21 protein-coding genes and 1 riboswitch are annotated in these 19,815 nt (G+C 65.2%); of the genes, 3 read left to right on the top strand and 18 right to left on the bottom strand.

Annotation, left to right across the window (positions count from 1 at the left end):
• Window positions 1-5 precede the first annotated feature (5 nt).
• From NG696_RS18350 to NG696_RS18410, 13 genes are all read right to left on the bottom strand, one after another.
• Window positions 6-1,550, bottom strand: a complete 1,545-nt coding sequence (locus NG696_RS18350) for a YifB family Mg chelatase-like AAA ATPase (protein ID WP_252576309.1) — start codon at window positions 1,548-1,550, stop codon at window positions 6-8.
• The gene (locus tag NG696_RS18355) at window positions 1,551-1,907 is read right to left on the bottom strand and encodes a YraN family protein (RefSeq protein ID WP_252565991.1); all 357 of its coding nucleotides are present in this window, start codon (window positions 1,905-1,907) and stop codon (window positions 1,551-1,553) included.
• 123 nt (window positions 1,908-2,030) lie between these two features.
• Window positions 2,031-2,357: a DUF2469 domain-containing protein gene (locus tag NG696_RS18360; protein ID WP_056349080.1), complete on the bottom strand. Its 327-nt coding sequence runs from the start codon at window positions 2,355-2,357 to the stop codon at window positions 2,031-2,033.
• 93 nt (window positions 2,358-2,450) lie between these two features.
• Entirely contained in the window at window positions 2,451-3,179 is a 729-nt protein-coding gene (gene rnhB, locus NG696_RS18365) for a ribonuclease HII (RefSeq protein WP_374208666.1), read from the bottom strand.
• Between the two features lie 11 nt (window positions 3,180-3,190).
• Entirely contained in the window at window positions 3,191-4,072 is an 882-nt protein-coding gene (lepB, locus tag NG696_RS18370) for a signal peptidase I (protein WP_252565994.1), read from the bottom strand.
• Window positions 4,073-4,750 (bottom strand): signal peptidase I, encoded by a 678-nt coding sequence (gene lepB, locus NG696_RS18375; RefSeq protein ID WP_252565997.1) that lies wholly within the window; start codon window positions 4,748-4,750, stop codon window positions 4,073-4,075.
• 84 nt (window positions 4,751-4,834) lie between these two features.
• Window positions 4,835-5,194, bottom strand: a complete 360-nt coding sequence (gene rplS, locus NG696_RS18380; protein ID WP_056349088.1) for a 50S ribosomal protein L19 — start codon at window positions 5,192-5,194, stop codon at window positions 4,835-4,837.
• Window positions 5,195-5,437: 243 nt separating this feature from the next.
• Complete coding sequence (gene trmD / locus NG696_RS18385; RefSeq protein ID WP_252565999.1) at window positions 5,438-6,310, bottom strand: tRNA (guanosine(37)-N1)-methyltransferase TrmD; 873 nt, start codon at window positions 6,308-6,310, stop codon at window positions 5,438-5,440.
• Window positions 6,311-6,856, bottom strand: a complete 546-nt coding sequence (rimM, locus tag NG696_RS18390; RefSeq protein ID WP_252566001.1) for a ribosome maturation factor RimM — start codon at window positions 6,854-6,856, stop codon at window positions 6,311-6,313. It abuts the gene before it with no gap.
• A 112-nt stretch (window positions 6,857-6,968) separates the two neighbouring features.
• Window positions 6,969-7,211, bottom strand: coding sequence for an RNA-binding protein (locus NG696_RS18395; RefSeq protein WP_160671756.1), 243 nt, complete (start codon window positions 7,209-7,211; stop codon window positions 6,969-6,971).
• A 1-nt stretch (window position 7,212) separates the two neighbouring features.
• Window positions 7,213-7,629, bottom strand: coding sequence for a 30S ribosomal protein S16 (gene rpsP, locus NG696_RS18400; RefSeq protein ID WP_056349101.1), 417 nt, complete (start codon window positions 7,627-7,629; stop codon window positions 7,213-7,215).
• A gap of 212 nt (window positions 7,630-7,841) precedes the next feature.
• Window positions 7,842-8,279 (bottom strand): hypothetical protein, encoded by a 438-nt coding sequence (locus NG696_RS18405; protein ID WP_252566004.1) that lies wholly within the window; start codon window positions 8,277-8,279, stop codon window positions 7,842-7,844.
• 113 nt (window positions 8,280-8,392) lie between these two features.
• On the bottom strand, window positions 8,393-9,268 hold the full coding sequence (locus NG696_RS18410) for a VOC family protein (protein WP_252566007.1): 876 nt from the start codon (window positions 9,266-9,268) through the stop codon (window positions 8,393-8,395).
• Between the two features lie 155 nt (window positions 9,269-9,423).
• Window positions 9,424-9,531, top strand: a riboswitch (TPP riboswitch).
• Between NG696_RS18410 and thiC the strand changes: the two genes are divergently transcribed.
• The gene (thiC, locus tag NG696_RS18415; RefSeq protein ID WP_305884623.1) at window positions 9,526-11,343 is read left to right on the top strand and encodes a phosphomethylpyrimidine synthase ThiC; all 1,818 of its coding nucleotides are present in this window, start codon (window positions 9,526-9,528) and stop codon (window positions 11,341-11,343) included. (Overlaps the previous riboswitch by 6 nt.)
• Window positions 11,344-11,347: 4 nt before the next feature.
• Here thiC and NG696_RS18420 read toward each other — a convergent pair whose 3' ends face one another.
• Together NG696_RS18420 and ffh are read right to left on the bottom strand one after the other, a co-directional pair.
• Entirely contained in the window at window positions 11,348-12,082 is a 735-nt protein-coding gene (locus NG696_RS18420; RefSeq protein ID WP_252566010.1) for an alpha/beta hydrolase, read from the bottom strand.
• A 103-nt stretch (window positions 12,083-12,185) separates the two neighbouring features.
• On the bottom strand, window positions 12,186-13,766 hold the full coding sequence (gene ffh, locus NG696_RS18425; RefSeq protein ID WP_252566013.1) for a signal recognition particle protein: 1,581 nt from the start codon (window positions 13,764-13,766) through the stop codon (window positions 12,186-12,188).
• An 88-nt stretch (window positions 13,767-13,854) separates the two neighbouring features.
• On the opposite strand from ffh, the gene NG696_RS18430 reads away from it, so the two are divergent.
• Entirely contained in the window at window positions 13,855-15,258 is a 1,404-nt protein-coding gene (locus NG696_RS18430) for a glucose-6-phosphate dehydrogenase (RefSeq protein WP_252566016.1), read from the top strand.
• A gap of 82 nt (window positions 15,259-15,340) precedes the next feature.
• On the opposite strand, the gene NG696_RS18435 is transcribed toward NG696_RS18430, so the two are convergent.
• The gene (locus NG696_RS18435; RefSeq protein ID WP_056349123.1) at window positions 15,341-15,679 is read right to left on the bottom strand and encodes a P-II family nitrogen regulator; all 339 of its coding nucleotides are present in this window, start codon (window positions 15,677-15,679) and stop codon (window positions 15,341-15,343) included.
• Window positions 15,676-17,025, bottom strand: a complete 1,350-nt coding sequence (locus NG696_RS18440) for an ammonium transporter (RefSeq protein WP_252566019.1) — start codon at window positions 17,023-17,025, stop codon at window positions 15,676-15,678. Before NG696_RS18440 ends, NG696_RS18435 begins: the two co-directional genes overlap by 4 nt.
• A gap of 227 nt (window positions 17,026-17,252) precedes the next feature.
• On the opposite strand from NG696_RS18440, the gene NG696_RS18445 reads away from it, so the two are divergent.
• Window positions 17,253-18,494, top strand: a complete 1,242-nt coding sequence (locus NG696_RS18445; protein ID WP_252576310.1) for an MFS transporter — start codon at window positions 17,253-17,255, stop codon at window positions 18,492-18,494.
• A gap of 65 nt (window positions 18,495-18,559) precedes the next feature.
• Here NG696_RS18445 and ftsY read toward each other — a convergent pair whose 3' ends face one another.
• Window positions 18,560-19,768 (bottom strand): signal recognition particle-docking protein FtsY, encoded by a 1,209-nt coding sequence (gene ftsY, locus NG696_RS18450; RefSeq protein WP_252566025.1) that lies wholly within the window; start codon window positions 19,766-19,768, stop codon window positions 18,560-18,562.
• Window positions 19,769-19,815: the final 47 nt, after the last annotated feature.

Consider the following 19,815-nt stretch of genomic DNA (forward strand, 5'->3'; position numbering starts at 1 on the left):
TTCCTTCACGCAGCTGCCGAGGCAGCCTGCCGGAGGCCAAGGGCCTGGCCGATGTCGTTGGTGTCGGGCACGTCGCGGTGCGACAGGTCCGCCAGGGTCCAGGCCAGCCGGAGAACCCTGTCATAACCCCTGGCGGTCAGCACGCCCCGTTCCAGTGAGTGGTCCAGGATCCGCGTGGCGCCGGCCGGCAACCGCAGGGCGCCGCGCAGAATCCGGCCGGGCACCTGCGAGTTCGTTTCCATTCCCAGCGGCTGCAGCCGTTCGGCCTGCCGCCGGCGTGCGTCGCCGACCCTCCGTGCCACGGCCGCTGTGTCTTCTTCGGCGCCCGCCTGGCCGAAGTCGGCCAGTGACACGCGCTCCACCTGAAGCTGGATATCCACCCGGTCCAGCAGCGGACCGGACATCCTGGCCACGTAGCGGCGCCGCATCATAGGCGTACACGTGCAGTCCAGGCCCTTTCCCGAAGCCTTGCCGCACGGACAGGGATTGGCGGCAAGGACCAGCTGGAACCGGGCAGGGTAGGCCGCCGTTCCTGCCGAGCGGTGAATGACCAGCTCCCCGCTCTCCAGGGGCTGGCGAAGGGCGTCCAGGACGCGCCGTTCGTATTCCGGGGCCTCGTCCAGGAACAGGACACCGCGGTGTGCCCGCGACGCCGCACCCGGGCGCGGCAACCCCGATCCCCCGCCGATAATGGCGGCGGCTGTGGCCGAATGATGCGGGTTTTCGAACGGCGGCCGCCGCACAAGCTGAACGGCGGATGAGGGAAGGCCGCAGAGGGAGTGGATGGCAGTGACTTCCATTGCCTCATTGTCGGCAAGGTCCGGCAGGAGACCGGGAAGTCTTTCGGCCAGCATGGTCTTGCCCGCACCCGGAGGTCCGGTCAGGAGCAGGTGGTGGGCCCCGGCAGCGGCCACCTCGAGTGCACGTCTGGCTTCGCCCTGGCCGGAGACGTCGGCCATGTCAGGAACAGCCTGGGCCCCCGGTTCGGAGTCCCCGTGACCGGCCTCGTCCTCCGGCTCGAAGTCCAGTGCGAGCTCTTGCGGATCTGCACCGAAATCGAGCGCCAGCCGCGCCAGCGTGCGGTACCCCTTGACGTTGGCTCCGGGGACCAGCGATGCTTCGCCGAGGTTGGCGTGCGCGACCACCACGTCCGGATAGCCGGCCTGCACCGACGCCATCACTGCCGGCAGGATGCCACGCACCGGCCGTAACCGGCCATCCAACCCGAGTTCGGCGATGAAGACGGTCCGGCCGGTGGGCTTGATGTCATTTGCGGCCCTCAGGACTGCCATGGTCACGGCAAGGTCGAAGCCGGAACCGCGTTTGGGCAGCGACGCAGGGATGAGGTTGGCCGTGATCTTCCGCCGGCTCAGCGGAATTCCGGAATTTTTGGCCGCGGAACGTATGCGTTCCTTGGCCTCGTTGAGGGCGGCGTCCGGGAGGCCCAGGATCACGAATGCCGGCAGGGTCTGGCCAATATCGGCTTCTACCTCGACGATGTACCCGTTCAATCCCACCAGCGCCACGGAGTAGGCCCGGCCCAGCGCCATCTACCCCACCCCCTTGAGGTGTTCCACCAGGGGTTCGCCGCCGCCGTCGTCCACCACGGCAATGACGTCCACGCGCCGTAGCGGCATCCGCAGCTCCCGGTCCCGGCACCATGCCGAACCAAGCCGATGCAGCCGGGCAAGTTTGTCTGGCCCTACAGCTTCGAACGGGTGCCCGTAGTCCAGGGAACGGCGGGTTTTCACCTCTGCGATGACCAAGGCGTCGCCGTCCAGGGCCACAATGTCTATTTCACCCTCGGCGCAGCGCCAGTTGCGTTCCACCACCAGCATGCCGAGCGATTCAAGATAGCCGGCCGCGAGTTCCTCGCCGTGCCGGCCCAACAGGTCTTTGGATTTCATTTCTACCTCCGCAACCAGCCTGCAGTGGCAGGACAGCGGAGGACAGCAGGCTATTCGCGTATGTGGGCAACCCGGGAAAACCGCCCCAATACAGCGGGGCTGTGGAGGAGCAGTGGGCCGGCGTCAGTTGCCGAGGTCAGCGTCCTTCGGCAGGGCGAGTTCCTCGTTGCGGGGCAGTTCTTCGACGTTGACATCCTTGAACGTCAGGACACGGACTGTCTTCACGAACCGTGCCGAACGGTACACATCCCACACCCAGGCATCCTGGAGCGTCAGATCGAAGTAGACCTCGCCGTCGGCGCTTCGGGCCTGCAGGTCAACGTGGTTTGCGAGGTAAAAGCGGCGTTCGGTCTCGACAACGTAACTGAAGAGCCCGACAACATCGCGGTATTCACGGTAGAGCTGCAGCTCCATGTCGGTTTCATAGTTTTCAAGATCCTCTGCACTCATGCTTCCATCTTGCACCATCCAGGGCGCCGCAGTCGCAGCGTCCCCGCCGCATGAGCCCCACACCAGTGCGGCAGGCACTCGAGCGGCACGGAATCAGAGTTCGCCGCCCAAGAGGTTCCAACTCACCCGGTGGTACGGTGTGGCTCCGGCGGCGCGGAGCGCGTCCCGGTGAATTGCCGTGGCGTAGCCCTTGTTGACGTCCCAGCCAAACTCGGGGTATTCACCGTGGAGGCCGCGCATCTGCTCGTCGCGTTCCACCTTCGCAATCACGCTGGCTGCGGCCACGCTCAGGCACTGCATGTCCGCCTTGATCCTGGTGTGGACCGGGGCAAGGCACGCGAAATCCATGGGTGGCTCGTCAAACAGGGAAGGCTGCCCGGCGGGCGAGAGCCAGTTGTGGCTACCATCGAGCAGCACCACATCTGGGCTGATGCCGGCTGCAAGGATGTCCTGCCAGGCGCGCGTACCGGCCAGCCGCAGCGCAGCAATAATGCCCAATGCGTCGATCTCCCGTGCGGAAGCGTGCCCGACGGCGGACGCAACACTCCAGCGTCTGACCAGCGGTTCCAGCCGTTCCCGTTCGGCGGGGCTGAGGAGCTTGCTGTCCCGCACACCGGCCAGGGGCTTCTGGGTGTGGAGGTCCACGACGGCGATTCCGACGCTCACCGGTCCTGCCAGCGCCCCCCGTCCCACTTCGTCCACGCCGGCCAGGTAACGGGCGCCCTGCGCTTTGAACGTCCGCTCATGCCGGAGCGTCGGTGCTTTGGAGCGGACCCCGTCCGTCTTGCGGGCTGGAACCTTGGACCCGGTGGCCGGTATCACTGCGGACACTCCTAGCCTCCCGCAGGCACGTTCCGGAAGACGGCCGGATAATTGTCAAGGACAGTGATCCGGTTCAACGGCCATGCGATGACGGCGGCTTTGCCCTCCACGTCCACGAGGTCGACGAATCCGCCATTGGATTCCAGGTGCGAGCGGGAATCCGCGGAGTGGTTCCGGTTATCGCCCATGACCCAGACCTTCCCTTCCGGAACAACGACGTCGAAAGCACGGATCTGCGGTTCCTCAGCCCTGTTGACATAGGTTTCATCAATGGGAGATCCGTTGATGGTCAGTTTACCGCCGGCGTCGCAGCAGATCACGTGGTCACCGGGTAGCCCGACGACCCGTTTGACGAGGTGCTGTTCCGAGTTGTCCGGCAAAAGTCCCACAAATGTCAGGCCGTCCTGGACCCAGGTGAAGGGTCCATTCGGTTCCTCCGGTGCGGTGCTCAGCCAGCCCTTGGTGTCACGGAAGACCACAACGTCGCCGCGTGAGAGGGAAAACGGCTCCGGAACCAGCAGGTTCACGAAGATGCGGTCGTTGACGTCCAGGGTGCTGACCATGGACTCGGACGGAATATAGAACGCGCGGAACAGGAAGGTCTTGATCAGGAAGGACAGCACCACGGCGATCACCACCACCGTGGCAACCTCCTTCAGCCAGACAAAGAGCTGGCTGGGCTCGGCGGGCTCGGTAGTCGGTGCCGCGGATCGTCTGCCGGACCGTGGCGCCGACGGGCTGCCATCCGCCACGCCGTCCGACGCGCCGTCGTCGGCAATCACGCCGTCGGAGGTCCCGCCGCCGGAAATCGTGTTGGCGGACATACCGTCGGCGCCGGCACCGGGGGCGCCTTCGCGAGGCGGCTCGGGTGTCCGGGCATTGTTCTCGGGCATTTACTGTCCGTCCTCTGTTGTTGATCCTGCCGCTGGCGGCCGTGGTACTGCAGCAAATCTATCAAGTGGCCAGACGATCTGGACCGGCCTGCCGATGATACGGTCCATTGGCACCATGCCACCGCCGGGCGCCCCGAGCAGGCTGCGCGAATCAGCGGACGCCGAGCGGTGGTCACCGAGCAGCCAAAGCCTTCCGTCGGGCACCACGGCGCTGAAGACCTGCGTGCTTGGGCTGTCTCCGTCGAACAAGTACGGCTCGTCGAGTGCCCCGCCGTTCACGGTGATCTTTCCGTCTGCATCGCAGCAGACCACGGTGTCCCCAGGCAGGCCGATGACACGTTTGACGTATGTGGTGTCACTGCCGGCCAGGCCAAGCCACTGCCCGGCCGCTGCAAGGGAATCCAGAAGGGGGCCCTTCCCACTGTTCAGGGGAGCAAACGAACCCCTGCCATCGAAGACCACAATGTCGCCCCGACGGATGGGTTCGGCATGGAAGTCTGTCCTGGAGACCAGGATGCGGTCCCCTTTCGCAAGGACCGGCTCCATGGATTCGGATGGTATGTAATAGACATCCAGCAAGAGGGAACGGACCAGCCCGCTGATGACCACGGCCAGGAGAACTGCCACGAACGCAAAACGCCAGCCCATTCGTCTGGGCTGGCGTTTTGTCTGGTCCATGATCCGTATTCCTGGGGCGCTGATGCGAAGGGCTCCGGCGCTGGCCTGGTACGGCTGGGGCCTGCTTTGTAGGTCCCTGGGGACTTACTTCTTGGGCTGGAAGTCGCGCTTTTCCTTGATCTTCGCAGCCTTGCCGCGCAGGTCGCGCATGTAGTACAGCTTCGCGCGGCGCACGTCACCCTTGGAGACAACCTCGATCTTGTCGATGATCGGGGAGTGCACCGGGAAGGTACGCTCCACACCGACGCCGAAGGAGACCTTGCGGATGGTGAAGGTTTCGCGAAGACCGTCGCCGTGGCGGCCCAGGACGAAGCCCTGGAATACCTGGACACGGGAGTTCTTGCCTTCGATGATGTTCACGTGAACCTTGAGGGTGTCACCCGCGCGGAAGACAGGAACATCGGTGCGCAGCGAGGCTGCATCTACGGAATCGAGAATATGCATAATTGCACTCCTGGTGAACGCCACAGGTCATTCACTTTGGGTCACGGCGGGCAAGCCCGGGAGTACCGGAAATTACCGCCGAAAATTAAGTGGGGCCGGTTCCTTCACTGATTGAAGGTCCCGGGGTGTCCAGCTGTTGGTTGCGCTCCCCCTGTGGCAGGTGCGGACCCAGCAGACACAAAGACTAATTTTGCCACACTCGCGGGCCTACAGCCAATCGCCTCGGACCACAGACGCGCCGGTTCAGGTTGAGGCGTCGGTTCCGGTGTCCGTGCTGGTATCGGCCTGCCGCCGCGCCAGGAGGTGACCGTCGACGACGTCGTACCCGAGGTCGGCGAAAGCCGTACGGTCGGCACGTGGCAGCTTCCCGGCGTCGAACGTTTCCAGGAGGTCCGGACGGCGTTCCGCCGTCCGCCGGTACTGCTCGTGGCGGCGCCACTGCGCGATCTTCCCGTGGTTGCCGCTCAGCAGCACTGCCGGGACATCCCGGTCCCGCCAGCTGGCGGGCTTGGTATACACGGGGTATTCCAGCAGCCCGTCCGAATGCGACTCCTCCACCAGGGAATCAGGGTTGCCCACAACGCCTGGCAGCAGCCTGCCGATGGCTTCGACCATGGCCAAAACGGCCACTTCGCCGCCGTTCAGCACATAGTCACCAAGGCTCATGGGGCGCACCGTGAAGTGCTCTTCCGCCCACTCGATGACACGCTCGTCGATGCCCTCATAGCGGCCGCAGGCAAAAACCAGCTGGTCCTCTTCTGCGAGCTCATGGGCCAGGGCCTGGCTGAAGCGCTCCCCTGCCGGCGACGGGACAATCAAAACCGGTTTGGCGGGCTCGGCGGCCGTGGCCTCGGCGCCCCCTGCGGCTTCACCGGATCCGGCGACAGCAGCTGCGGCAACAGCAGCCAATGCCTGCGCCCAAGGCTCAGGCTTCATCACCATGCCGGCGCCGCCGCCGTACGGGGTGTCATCCACTGAGCGGTGCTTGTCGGTGGTGAAATCACGCAGGTCATGGACGCGCAGGTCCAACAGGCCGTCCTGGCGGGCCTTGCCAATGAGCGAGAGCTCCAGGGGCGCCAGGTACTCCGGGAAGATACTGACGACGTCGATTCTCATCTACGCGTTTTCCTCCGCTTCACCGGGGCCGGCTTCGCCGTCGTTGACCTCAAAGAGACCGTCCGGCGGCGTCAGCAGGACGAAGCCACCGGCCACATTGACCTCCGGAACGATCTGCTCCACAAACGGGACAAGGATTTCCTTGCCGTCCGGCATTTCAACCACGAGCAGGTCCTGGACGGGCAAGGTGTGCAGGGCGGCGATCTTGCCGACCACCTTCGACCCGACGCGCGCCTCGAGCCCTACCAGTTCGTGCTCGTACCAGCCTTCGTCGTCGTCCTCGTCCAGCTCTTCGGTTTCGATGAAAAGCTTGGCGCCGCGCAGGGTCTCTGCCTGGTTTCGGGTCTCGATTCCTTCGAATGCGAGCAGCAGGATGTCCTTGTTCCAGCGCGCACCCTCAACAATGAGCGGGCCGGCCGATGCAGGCTCCACCACAAACTCGGTACCGGGAACAAACCGGTCCCCGGGAGCGTCGGTCAGCACCTGGACCGTCACTTCGCCGCGGATTCCATGCGGTTTGCCGATTCGTGCCACCTGAAGCTGCATCTGTTCCTCTGTTTCGGTTGTGGATTCTCCACGGTTGTGTGGTGAAAGCACTCCGGCCCCTCCACCGTTTCTGGTGGAAGGGCCGGAGCAAAAAACTGATGTTGCCGAGCGCTTAGCGGCGGCGGTCGGTGTCGACGACGTCGACCCTGACCGGCTCGCCGTCTGCCAGTGCCGCCACAACGGTGCGCAATGCCCGTGCGGTGCGGCCCTGGCGGCCGATCACCCGTCCCAGGTCATCCTGATGAACACGAACCTCGAGGGTGTCCCCGCGGCGGTTGTTCTTCGAGCTGACCTTGACATCGTCCGGCGAATCAACGATTCCCCGGACGAGGTGTTCGAGCGCTTCTGCCAGCAATCTACTCAGCCTCGGTGGTCTCTGCCTCGGCCGGGGCCTCGGCTGCGTCAGACTGCTTCGACTTCTTGGTGATGGCTTCCGGGATGATCACGGAACCCTTTTCCGGGGCAACAAAGGCAGCCTTCGGAGCTTTGGTCTTCAGGGTGCCTTCCTGGCCCGGCAGGCCCTTGAACTTCTGCCAGTCACCGGTGATCTTCAGGATCGCGGCAACCTGCTCGGACGGCTGTGCGCCGACGCCGAGCCAGTACTGGGCACGGTCCGTGTCCACCTCGATGTATGAGGGCTCTTCGGTGGGGTGGTACTTGCCGATCTCTTCGATGGCACGGCCGTCACGCTTGGAGCGTGCGTCCATGACGACGATGCGGTAATACGGTGCGCGCATCTTGCCAAAGCGCTTAAGGCGAATCTTTACGGCCACTTTTGTGGTCACTCCTGTTTCAGAAAAGGGGTGAACCGACGTTCTGCACCCGTGGGGCGGGCCATACTTGAGGGTTCGAAGGACAGGATCCGGACGCGGAGAGAGGGGCCACGCAGATCGAGTACCTGTTTATTGTGCCAGATCAGCGTCCGGATTTCGACTTGACACGTCGGGATGGGGCAGCCGGGCGGACCCGGCGGGCCACGGCCGGTCTACGACGACCAGACATACACGCCGGTGCGTGCGGCGTCATCGACGGAGTTGGCAAGCTCAGCGAACTGCTGGACATACGTCCGGGCCTCGGCTGCGCCGAACGGCATGTCATCCTGGGCGGCCCACTTTTCAGCGACGTCGTCCAGGACATTGCCTTCGCCTTCAGTCTCGTAGCTGAGCAGGTCCGCGAGCGCACGCACCATGGCCGGCGGGACCCCGAGGAGGGAATCACTGGCCACGTCAACCATGGCCAGTTCGTAGTCCGCGCCACCGGCGTGCACCGCAACGCCGGCAAGATCGCCAAGCTGCTCGATTTCGAAATCGCTGATTCCGGGAATCCGCAGGGCCTGGCCCGCCGGGGAGCCGCCTGCATCCAGGACGTCCGCCCGCTTCAGAGCGGCATCGTGAGTGGAAACAAAAATTTCAGTGAAGCCCATGGGAACAGCCCTCATTCCGTCGACGGTGCGGCCTGAAAGGGCAGCAGCAAGCGCCGCCCCGGCCGTTCAGAATCAGCCTAGTACAAGGCAGGCCGCACATTTGGCATCCGCACTCAGCGGACGGCGACACGGATATTGTTGCGCCACGGGTCCTCGAAGCGAAGCTCGGCGCCCGTGTGGTGCGAGGCCACACCGGCGACCTTCAGGCGGTCGGCGAGCGCTCCGACGTCATCCCCGGAAGGGACCTCGATGAGCACTTCGCCGAGGCCCAGGGTGTCCTTGCGGGGACCGGCTCCGCGGCTGTTCCACACATTCATGGCCATGTGGTGGTGATACCGGCCCGCGGAGACAAACAGTGCCTGCCCGTGCCAGCCGGCGGTCTTTTCGAAGCCCAGCGTGCCCACGTAGAAATCGTGCGCTGACTGGACGTCGCCCACCTGGAGGTGGACGTGGCCCACGCCGGCTTCGCTGGCCCGCTGGCCGGCCACGGAATCCTGGGTCAGGTGCTGCTCGAGGTAGCGCTGCGGCGGCAGTGCCAGGCTGTCCATCACTACATCCTTCCCGTTCCAGGACCAGTTTTCGCGCGGCCTGTCCCAGTACAGTTCGATGCCGTTGCCTTCGGGGTCATTGAAGTAGAAGGCCTCGCTGACGAGGTGGTCGGCGCTGCCGGTGAAGGACCGGGGTTCGTACTGGGCAGCGGTGGCTACCGTTGCGGCAAGCGAAGCCTGGTCGTCAAACAGCAGTGCGGTGTGGAACAGCCCTGCCTCTCCCCTGCCAGGCAGATTCAACGACGGAGCGGCCGCGAGGTGGACCAGCGGGCGTTGAAGGCGGCCAAGATAGACGCCGCCGTCCTGTTCCGCGACGACCTCCAGGCCGAGCGCACGCTGGTAGTAGTCGGTCATCAGCTTCATGTCGCCCACCTTGAGCATCACGGCGCCCATGGAGAGGTCGGCGGGAAGGAGATCCCGGCTGGTGGCTTCTGCAGTCATTTGAAAACTCCCGGTCCGTTGGCCTTCGGATGGAAGGCGGCTATGGTTCCAATTTACTTGAAGCTTCAATTTAATTCAAGTGGCGGCGCAGCCAAATTGCGACCGCTTTCCCGTGATTGCTGTCACCAGGCCACCCTCCGCCTGTGGTAGCTTCGACTTGACCACACGGGAGCCCTTGCAGGGGCTGAGATCGGGCTGACGCAGCCTGCGACCGTTGAACCTGTCCGGGTAATGCCGGCGAAGGAAGTGAGTATTCATTGAATACACAAGAAACACAGCTGATCCTTGCCAAAAATGAAGCCGACGTGGATCAAACGCTCCAGCCTGAAACCCAGTCACTGAAGTCCCACTCGCTGGCGTTTATCAACGATGAGGCCACGGGGATCCGGGTTCCCGTGACCGAAATCGCGCTGGAACCGTCGCCGAACGGCCAAGCGAACGGGCCTTTCCGGACCTACCGCACGGCGGGACCGGGCAGCGATCCGGTGGTGGGCCTCAACCCGTTCCGCTCAGAGTGGATCGCCGCCCGCGGCGACACCGAGCCCTACAGCGGACGGGAACGGAACCTGCTCGACGACGGCAGGTCGGCCGTGCGCCGCGGCGCAGCCTCTGCGGAGTGGAAGGGCGCACAGCCGGTGCCCCGCCGCGCCGTCGACGGCCGGACGGTCACGCAGATGCACTACGCGCGGCAGGGTGTCATCACCCCCGAGATGCAGTTCGTTGCCCTCCGCGAGAACTGTGACGTGGAACTGGTCCGCAGCGAAGTCGCTGCTGGCCGCGCCATCATCCCCAACAACATCAACCACCCGGAATCCGAACCGATGATCATCGGCAAGGCCTTCCTGGTCAAGATCAACGCGAACATCGGCAACTCCGCCGTGACCAGCTCCATCGCCGAGGAAGTGGACAAACTCCAGTGGGCCACCCAGTGGGGCGCCGACACGGTGATGGATCTGTCCACCGGCGATGACATCCACACCACCCGGGAATGGCTCATCCGCAACGCCCCCGTGCCCATCGGTACGGTACCGATATACCAGGCGCTGGAGAAGGTCAATGGCGAAGCCAACGCTCTGACGTGGGAAATCTTCCGGGACACGGTCATTGAGCAGTGCGAGCAAGGCGTGGACTACATGACCATCCACGCCGGTGTGCTGCTGCGTTACGTGCCGCTGACGGCCAACCGCGTCACCGGCATCGTCTCCCGGGGCGGTGCCATCATGGCAGGCTGGTGCCTGGCCCACCACCAGGAGAACTTCCTGTACACGCACTTCGACGACCTGTGCGAGATCTTCGCCAAGTACGACGTCGCGTTCTCCCTGGGCGACGGACTGCGCCCGGGAGCGACGGCGGACGCCAACGACGCCGCCCAGTTCGCCGAGCTCGACACCCTGGCTGAACTGACCCAGCGGGCGTGGGAATTCGACGTGCAGGTCATGGTGGAAGGTCCCGGGCACGTCCCGTTCCACCTGGTGCGGGAGAACGTGGAACGCCAGCAGGAACTCTGCAAGGGCGCCCCGTTCTACACCCTGGGGCCGCTGGTTACGGATATTGCCCCCGGCTACGACCACATCACGTCCGCCATCGGCGCCACGGAAATCGCCCGGTACGGCACGGCGATGCTTTGTTACGTCACGCCCAAGGAACACCTTGGCCTGCCGAACAAGGACGACGTGAAGACCGGGGTGATCACCTACAAGATCGCCGCCCACGCAGCAGACCTTGCCAAGGGCCACCCCGGCGCCCATGAGCGGGATGATGCCCTGTCCAAGGCCCGGTTCGAGTTCCGCTGGCGCGACCAGTTCGCGCTGTCCCTGGATCCGGTCACGGCGGAGGCCTTCCATGACGAGACGCTGCCCGCCGAACCGGCCAAAACCGCCCACTTCTGCTCCATGTGCGGCCCGAAGTTCTGCTCCATGAAGATCAGCCAGGACATCAGGGACGAATACGGTTCGGCAGATTCGCAGGCGGCCATCGCCGAGGCCTACAGCGGGATGCGCGAAAAGAGTGCGGAGTTCCTGGCCGCCGGCGGGAAGGTCTACCTCCCCGAGCTTCGGATCCCGGCCGGGAGCTGACGGCTCAGGAAGCCTGAACCGAGCGTGACCTGCCGACGTCGGCGATGAAGGACCGGATGGCACGGTCACCTTCGGCAGAGTCCTGGGGCCGGTGTCCTCCCGCAGCGATGCGGTGCAGGGCACCGGTTTCCTGCAGATATCCGGCGATCTCCTCGTAGAGCGGTTCCCACCCACCCGTCAGGACCAGGGTGGGGACGCCCGGAACAATGTGCAGCGGGGCCTCCCAGGACGGCGCCTGCAACCGGAGCCGGCGCGCCGACCGTTTTTCCTCCGGCGTGGCGGGCTCCTGCAGGTCCGCCGCGAACATTCGCCGCACGAACTCACGCTGGAAGTCTTCATCGCAGAGCTGGTGCCGGACGTCGAACAGCGGTTGCATCAGGGCGCGGTGTGCGGCCGTGGCCGGCAGTTCGGCGGTCAAGGACAGGCACGCCGGTTCTACCAGCGTGAGGGAATACACCAGCTCGGGGTGTTCGACGGCAGCCATCATGGCCGCAATCGCGCCCTCGGCGTGGGCAACAATATGGCCCCCAGCGGCCCCGCGGCCGTCATCGGCAAGTGAGCGCAGGATGATGGCGGTATCTTCCGAGAACGAGGACTCCACGGGTTCAGCGACGGGGTCAAAACCGTGCCGCCGCAGGAACAGGGCGTCGTACGTCAGGGCCATTCCGTGCTGGCGCGGCCACGCCGCCGCACCGAAAGGTCCGGCGCCGTGCACGAACGCTACCCGCTGTTTGAACATGACCCAACCCTATTCCACGGCGCCGACATCCCGATTGGGCAGCAGTAAGTGTCGTTGTGAGTGCTCAACGCAACACCTGCTGTTACCCAGCCGGGAGGCGTGGTTACTTGCCGAGGAACTTGTCGAATCCCTTGGGCAGGTTCAACTGCGAAGGATCAAAGTCGCCGCCCTGCTGGCCGAACGCTGCCCCCGTGGGCAGAGCCTTCGCAGCGCCGACCCGACGGGCCTCGGCGTCCTTGAGCTCCTGGGCAGCCTTGGCAGGGTTGCCTGAGCGGGCCTTCTTCTTCGGGGCGTTCTTGCCGCCCTTCCGCGCACCGCCGGGGCCGCCCATGCCAGGCATCCCGGGCATTCCGGGCATGCCGCCGCCCTGGGCCATCTTCTTCATCATCTTCTGGGCCTGGCCGAAGCGCTCCAGCAGGCCGTTGACCTCGGAGACATGCACGCCGGAACCCCGGGCAATGCGTGCCCGGCGGGAGCCGTTGATGATCTTCGGGGCGACGCGTTCGTGCGGCGTCATGGAACGCACGATCGCTTCGACACGGTCGATCTCGCGCTCGTCAAAGTTCTCCAGCTGCTCGCGGATGTTCTGCGCACCGGGCATCATCATGAGCATCTTCTTCATGGAGCCCATGTTGCGGATCTGCTGCATTTGGGAGAGGAAGTCGTCCAGGGTGAAGTCTTCCTGGTCGGCGAATTTCTTCGCCATCCGGGCGGCTTCGTCCTTGTCCCAGTTCTTTTCGGCCTGCTCAATCAGGGTGAGGACGTCACCCATGTCCAGGATGCGTGAGGCCATGCGGTCCGGGTGGAACAGCTCAAAGTCATCCACGCCTTCGCCGGTGGAGGCGAACATAACCGGCTTACCGGTGACCGACGCAACCGAGAGCGCGGCACCGCCGCGGGCGTCGCCGTCGAGCTTGGACAGCACGATTCCGGTGAAGTTCACACCCTCGTCAAACGCGACTGCCGTGTTCACGGCGTCCTGTCCGATCATGGCGTCGATCACGAACAGCACTTCATTGGGGACGATGGCGCGACGGATCTCGCTCGCCTGCTCCATCATCTCGGCGTCAACACCGAGGCGCCCGGCGGTGTCAACAATCACGACGTCGTGCAGCTTCTGGCGCGCTTCCTCGACGCCGGCGCGGGCGACGGCGACCGGGTCACCGGCGGGGTGCTCCAGTTCCGAGGTGGCTCCGGGGTGCGGCGCGAAAACGGGCACGCCTGCGCGGTTGCCGACAACCTGGAGCTGGGTGACGGCATTGGGTCGCTGGAGATCACATGCCACCAGCAGGGGGCTGTGGCCTTGGGCCTTGAGCCATTTGGCGAGCTTGCCCGCCAGGGTGGTCTTACCGGCACCCTGGAGGCCGGCCAGCATGATAATGGTGGGACCGGTCTTGGCAAGGCGGATCCGGCGGGTCTCGCCACCGAGGATCTCAACGAGTTCCTCATTGACGATCTTGACGATCTGCTGGCTGGGGTTCAGCGCCCCCGATACCTCTGCCCCGAGGGCACGCTCGCGGACGCGGGCCGTAAACTCACGCACCACGGGAACGGCGACATCGGCATCCAGGAGGGCGCGGCGGATCTCCCGGACTGTGGCATCGACGTCGGCCTCAGTGAGGCGGCCCTTGCCACGGAGATTCTTGAAGGTTGCTGTCAACCGGTCAGAGAGTGAATTGAACACGCGCCGCGCACTTCTTTCAGTGGATTTACAGGGTGGACTCGACTATCTAGGGTACCAAGTCGGGCTTGCCGGATGGCATGCTGGCAGGGTGACGAGCCAAACAAGTGTAAAAACCCTGCTCATTCTGGGTGCCTCAGGCGATTTGACGGGACGCCTCCTGCTCCCGGGACTAGCCCGGCTGGTGGCGAGCGGCCGCGGCGATGGCCTGACCCTGGTGGGCGCCGGCTCCGATGCCTGGACGCCGGAACAATGGCGGACCCGGGTCCACGAAGCCTTCGCCCCCGCCGCGGAGGCCGCCGACGCGGCTGGAAAAAAGGCACTCACCGCCTTGGCGGAAGCTACCCCCTACCACCAGCTGGATGTTACGGCGGACGGAGCCCTGGCGGCATTGTTGGCAGGCCTGGAAGGCCCCACCGCGATCTATTTTGCACTGCCTCCCCATGTCAGCCAGTTGGCCTGCGAGTCCCTGCACCGTGACCAGGTTCCGGCCGGAACACGGCTGGTGATGGAGAAGCCGTTCGGCGCAAGTGTTGCATCGGCCCGTTCCCTTAACCACACGCTCGCCGCCCTGGTGCCGGAGGACCACATCCATCGGGTGGACCATTTCCTGGGCAAGGCGACGGTGCTGAACATCCTGGGCCTGCGCTTTGCGAACAATTTCCTGGAACCCGTCTGGAACCGCGAGCATGTGGAGAAGGTCGAGATCATCTTCGATGAGGACCTGGCACTGGAGGGAAGGGCGAGGTATTACGACAACGCCGGCGCCCTGCGCGACATGATCCAGAGCCACCTGCTGCAGATCATGGCCCTGATGGCCATTGAGCCGCCGGCCACCATCGGAGAACGGGACCTACGGGACGCCATCGCAGCCGTGCTCCGCGCCAGCAGCATCAGCGCGCCGTACGCGAAATCCACCCGCCGGGCCACGTATACGGCGGGTTCAATTGCCGGCAGGAACGTCCCGGACTATGCGCAGGAAGAAGGGGTAGACGCAGCCCGCGGGACAGAGACCTTGGCGGAAGTCCGGGTGAACATCGACAACTGGCGATGGAAGGGGGTCCCGTTCATCCTGCGATCGGGCAAGGCCCTCGGGCTGAAGCGCAAGGAAGCCGTGGTCACCTTCCGCCCCGTCCCGCATCTTCCGGCAGGATTCACGGGCGTGGACTCCCCCAACCAGCTGCGGATCGGGTTCGGGCCGGATACCCTGGCGTTCGACGTCGACGTCAACGGTCCCGGCAGCATCTTCAGCCTGAGCCGCACAACGCTGAATGCGGAGCTGAGCGCTTCTGAGCTGCTGCCCTATGGCGAAGTGCTGGAAGGCGTCCTGAGCGGCGACCCGCTGCTCTCGGTGCGCGGCGACACAGCGGAGGACTGCTGGCGGATTCTCGAGCCCGTCCTGAAGGCCTGGCAGCAGGGCACCGTGCCGCTGGAAAAGTACGACGCCGGTTCGGCCGGTCCCGCCGGATGGCCAAGTTCCGCGCCGGCTGAGTAGGCCAGAACGAACAGAGCGGGCAGGGAACCTTTTGAGGTTCCCTGCCCGCTCTTTCGTGTGGATCAATAAACTTCTGGAACAGCTAGATGGCGGCGACGCCGCGTTCGCCGGTCCGGACCCTGACCGCTTCGAAGACGTCCACGGTCCAGACCTTGCCATCGCCGGCGCGGCCGGTGTTGGAGCTGGCGATGATGACGTCCAGGATGTCATCGGCCTGTTCGTCCGTGGCTAGGACTTCAACCCGGATCTTGGGCAGGAGGTCCACGTTGTATTCAGCTCCGCGGTAGACCTCTGTGTAGCCGCGCTGGCGGCCGTAGCCGCTGGCGGCGCTGACCGTCAGCCCCTGGACACCGTAGGACTCCAGGCCTTCCCGGATGGCTTCGAGCTTCTCCGGGCGGACGATGGCTGTGATCAGTTTCATGCTTCCACGCTTTCCTTGCCCGCTGCCGGTTCGGTCTTCTTTGCGCCGGCTGCTTCGCCGTCTGTGGCCGAGCCCTTGCCCTTGATCAGTTCGTGGAGCGGCTGGAAGCTCCCGCCGTGGCCGCCCACTCCGAACTCGTACGCCGTCTCGGCGTGCAGGCTGAGGTCAACACCAACGACTTCCTGCTCCTGCGAGACGCGGAAGCCCATGGTCTTGTGGATGGCGAAGGCGATGATTGCGGTGAGGATTGCCGAGTAGGCGATGGCGATGCCTGCTGCTGCGAGCTGGGCCCAAAGCTGGGTCGCGCCGCCGCCGTAGAAGAGGCCGCCGCCCACACCGTCGGTGGGGAGGGCGATGAAGCCCAGGGCAACCGTTCCGATGATGCCGGAGACCAAGTGAACGCCCACAACATCCAGGGAGTCATCGAAGCCCCAGCGGAACTTGAGGCCGACGGCCAGGGCCGAGGCGACACCGGCGATGACACCGAGACCGAGTGCGCCCACCGGGCTGACGTTGGCACAGGCCGGGGTGATGGCAACCAGACCGGCAACCACACCGGAGGCAGCACCAAGGGAAGTGGGGTGGCCGTCGCGGATACGTTCGGTGACGAGCCAGCCGAGCATTGCCGCGGCCGGGGCTGCGAGGGTGTTGACCCAGATCAGGCCGCCCTGCTCAGCAGTCGTGGCCGCGCCGCCGTTGAAGCCGAACCACCCGAACCACAGGATGGCTGCACCGAGCATCACGAACGGGATGTTGTGCGGGCGGTGGTTCGGGTCCTTGCCGAAGCCGCGGCGGTTGCCGATGATCAGGACCAGGACGAGGGCTGCCACACCGGCGTTGATGTGGACCACGGTGCCGCCGGCGAAGTCGATGGCCGGGCCGAGCGCCTGGCCAACTGCGCCTTCAGGGCCGAAGAGGCCGCCGCCCCAGACCATGTAGGCAAGCGGGCAGTAGACAACGGTGACCCAGACAGGGACGAAGAGGGCCCAGGCGCCGAACTTGGCGCGGTCAGCGATCGCGCCACTGATGAGGGCGACGGTGATGATGGCGAAGGTGGCGGCGTAGCCGACCTTGATGAGCCCGTCCGGGGTGGTGATGCCTTCAAGGCCAAAGGTGGCGAACGGGTTCCCGACGATTTGCAGGAAGCCCTCGCCGGAGCTCATCGAAGCGCCCCAGAGGACCCAGACCACGCCGACCATGCCGATGGAGATGAAGCTCATCATCATCATGTTCAGTGCAGCTTTGGCGCGCGTCATGCCGCCGTAGAAAAATGCCAGACCTGGTGTCATGAACAGCACGAGTGCTGCTGCCACCATGAGCCATACGTGACCTGCGGTAAGTTCCATGGTGCACGTCCTCCCTATGTTCGATGCTGCGGAATGCTCCGCCTTACTAACGCCTTTTGCGTCCTCCATCGAGTCTGTCGCTGCCGTGTTTCGCCCGCAGAGGATTTACATTGCTGGCTTGTTACAACAACCTCCCGGAAGTAAATGGTGCATATCTGGCTTGTTACGGTTATGTTTCACCATTGCCGCCGGCCACTCGGCTGCCTACCTTGCAAGGAACCCGCCCCATGACGGCACCATCGCGCGTGAGCCGCGCCACAACGCGGATCTTGTCCGTTATCCGTCCGCAGAGGCCCACGCTTCCGCGCGACATCAAGGTGATGCTCGCTGCGGCGTTCCTGATTGCCCTCGGTTTTGGGCTGGTGGCGCCCGTCTTGCCCCAGTTCGCCACCACTTTCGACGTCGGGGCAACAGCCGCCGCCGTGATCGTGAGCATCTTCGCCTTTATGCGGCTGGTGTTCGCGCCGGCCGGCGGGGCCTTGATCGGCCGATGGGGTGAGCGGCCGGTCTATGTGGCGGGGCTGCTGATTGTGGCGGTATCAACCGCAGCGTGCGCTTTTGCCCAGGACTATTGGCAGCTGCTGGTCTTCCGGGGGCTCGGCGGCGTGGGCTCGGTGATGTTCACGGTGGCCTCCATGGCCCTTGTGGTGCGGCTGGCGCCGCCGGAAAGCCGGGGCAGGGTATCCGGCGCTTACGCGTCCGCGTTCCTGATCGGCAGCGTCCTGGGCCCAGTGGTGGGCGGGCTGCTCGCCGGATTCGGCTTGCGGGTGCCGTTCCTTTGCTACGCCGCCGCGCTGATCCTTGCTGCCGCGGTGGTGCAGACCCAACTCAGCCACGCGCCGTCCGCGGACCGGTCCACAGTGGGCCGTGCCCCGGACATGCGCTTCGCCGAAGCCTGGGGAATTGGTGTGTACCGCTCGGCGTTGCTGTCCAGCTTCGCCAACGGCTGGGCCACATTCGGTGTGCGGATGGCCACCGTCCCGCTGTTTGCCGTTGCTGCACTGGGTGCCGGTCCCGAGGCCGCCGGCCTTGCGCTGGCCGTTTTCGCCGCGGGCAATGCCGCCGCACTGACGTTCTCCGGCCGGCTGGCGGACAGCCTGGGCAGGCGGCCGTTGATGGTCGTGGGGCTCCTGGTCGCCGGGCTCGCCACTGCCGCCATCGGCTTCACGTCCCACCTGGGCTGGTTCCTCGCCGCATCGGTTGTGGCCGGGGTGGGGTCCGGCCTGCTGGGACCTGCCCAGCAGGCCGCCGTCGCGGATGTCATTGGCAATGAGCGGTCCGGCGGGCGGGTCCTGGCGGCCTACCAGATGACCTCGGACGTCGGGGCCATTGCCGGACCGGTGCTGGTGGGCGTCCTGGCGGACCGGCTGGGCTACGGCTGGGCATTCGGCGTCACCGGCGGTGTGCTGGTGCTCGCGGCGGCCTGCTGGTCCGTGACGCGCGAGCCGATGAAACGCATCGAGGGGTGAGTTCCCGCGGCTAAAGCCTGTGCTTAGCGGCGGGAACTCACCCCTCGTTGGTGTAGACCCGGTCCCTAGTTCAGCAGGGCGTCGACAAAGCTCTCAACTTCGAACGGAGCCAGGTCGTCGGCGCCTTCGCCAAGACCGATCAGCTTGACCGGCACGCCGAGTGATTTCTGGATGGCCACCACGATGCCACCCTTGGCGGTCCCGTCCAGCTTGGTCAGGACAATGCCGGTGATGTTCACTACCTCGGAGAAAACGCGGGCCTGGTTCAGGCCGTTCTGGCCGGTGGTGGCGTCCAGCACCAGCAGAACCTCATCCACCTCAGCCAGCTTCTCGATGACGCGCTTGACCTTGCCGAGTTCGTCCATGAGGCCGGTCTTGTTCTGCAGGCGGCCCGCTGTGTCAATCATGACAACGTCGACTTCCTGCTCAATGCCCGCCTTGACCGCCTCATAGGCGACGGACGCCGGGTCCGCACCGTCGACGTCGGACTTCACCGTGGGAACACCCACACGCTGGCCCCACGTGGCCAACTGCTCCGCGGCTGCCGCGCGGAACGTGTCCGCCGCGCCCAGCAGGACGTCCTTGTCCTCGGCAACGAGCACGCGGGCGAGCTTGCCCACGGTGGTGGTCTTGCCCACGCCATTGACGCCTACCACCAGCACGACGGCCGGCTTGTCCGCGTGCCGGTCGGTGCGCAGGGCGCGGTCCATGGTGGGATCCACGAGCTTGATCAGTTCCTCGCGGAGCAGTGCCTTGACCTGCTCCGGGGTCCTGGTGCCGAGCACTTTCACGCGCTCCCGCAGGGCGTCGACCAGCTGCATGGTGGGTTCAGTGCCGAGGTCGGCCAGCAGGAGGGTCTCCTCCACTTCGTCCCAGACGTGTTCGTCGATCTTGTCACTGGACAGCAACGCGAGCAGGCTCTTGCCGAGGATGTTGTTCGACCGGACCAGTCGCTCCCGGAGGCGGGTCAGGCGGCCGGCGACGGGAAGGGGCGTCTCAACCTGGATGGTTTCCAGGCCCGCCACGTCATCAGGTACATCGGTGACTTCGAGGTCTTCGAGGTCGACGCCGGCGGGGGCGTTGGGCTCGGCCGGAACCACGGGCGCGTCCTCGAGCAGTGTTCCCCCGCCTTGCGGGGTGGCAGGATCATTGGCGTCGCGCGTCCCGGGGTACTGGGTGATGTTCTTCCGCGTCTTCAACAGGACCGGGATCAGCCCGCCAATAACCGCCAGGGCAGCAACAATGGACAGAATAATGGGGAGGATGTCATTCACTCCCCTAGCTTCTCACAAACGCGGCAGGCGTTCGGGGCGGCCACCTG

The sequence above is a fragment of the Pseudarthrobacter cellobiosi genome (assembly GCF_023913755.1).
In the GTDB taxonomy this organism is placed as follows: domain Bacteria; phylum Actinomycetota; class Actinomycetes; order Actinomycetales; family Micrococcaceae; genus Arthrobacter; species Arthrobacter cellobiosi.

What these genes read in the sequence shown, in the direction of transcription:
- NG696_RS18350 (WP_252576309.1), bottom strand. Translation starts at nt 1,550, where the DNA reads ATGGCGCTGGGCCGGGCCTACTCCGTGGCGCTGGTGGGATTGAACGGG.
- NG696_RS18355 (WP_252565991.1), bottom strand. Translation starts at nt 1,907, where the DNA reads ATGAAATCCAAAGACCTGTTGGGCCGGCACGGCGAGGAACTCGCGGCC.
- NG696_RS18360 (WP_056349080.1), bottom strand. Translation starts at nt 2,357, where the DNA reads ATGAGTGCAGAGGATCTTGAAAACTATGAAACCGACATGGAGCTGCAG.
- lepB (WP_252565994.1), bottom strand. Translation starts at nt 4,072, where the DNA reads ATGCCCGAGAACAATGCCCGGACACCCGAGCCGCCTCGCGAAGGCGCC.
- lepB (WP_252565997.1), bottom strand. Translation starts at nt 4,750, where the DNA reads ATGGACCAGACAAAACGCCAGCCCAGACGAATGGGCTGGCGTTTTGCG.
- rplS (WP_056349088.1), bottom strand. Translation starts at nt 5,194, where the DNA reads ATGCATATTCTCGATTCCGTAGATGCAGCCTCGCTGCGCACCGATGTT.
- trmD (WP_252565999.1), bottom strand. Translation starts at nt 6,310, where the DNA reads ATGAGAATCGACGTCGTCAGTATCTTCCCGGAGTACCTGGCGCCCCTG.
- rimM (WP_252566001.1), bottom strand. Translation starts at nt 6,856, where the DNA reads ATGCAGCTTCAGGTGGCACGAATCGGCAAACCGCATGGAATCCGCGGC.
- NG696_RS18405 (WP_252566004.1), bottom strand. Translation starts at nt 8,279, where the DNA reads ATGGGCTTCACTGAAATTTTTGTTTCCACTCACGATGCCGCTCTGAAG.
- NG696_RS18410 (WP_252566007.1), bottom strand. Translation starts at nt 9,268, where the DNA reads ATGACTGCAGAAGCCACCAGCCGGGATCTCCTTCCCGCCGACCTCTCC.
- NG696_RS18420 (WP_252566010.1), bottom strand. Translation starts at nt 12,082, where the DNA reads ATGTTCAAACAGCGGGTAGCGTTCGTGCACGGCGCCGGACCTTTCGGT.
- NG696_RS18435 (WP_056349123.1), bottom strand. Translation starts at nt 15,679, where the DNA reads ATGAAACTGATCACAGCCATCGTCCGCCCGGAGAAGCTCGAAGCCATC.
- NG696_RS18440 (WP_252566019.1), bottom strand. Translation starts at nt 17,025, where the DNA reads ATGGAACTTACCGCAGGTCACGTATGGCTCATGGTGGCAGCAGCACTC.
- NG696_RS18445 (WP_252576310.1), top strand. Translation starts at nt 17,253, where the DNA reads ATGACGGCACCATCGCGCGTGAGCCGCGCCACAACGCGGATCTTGTCC.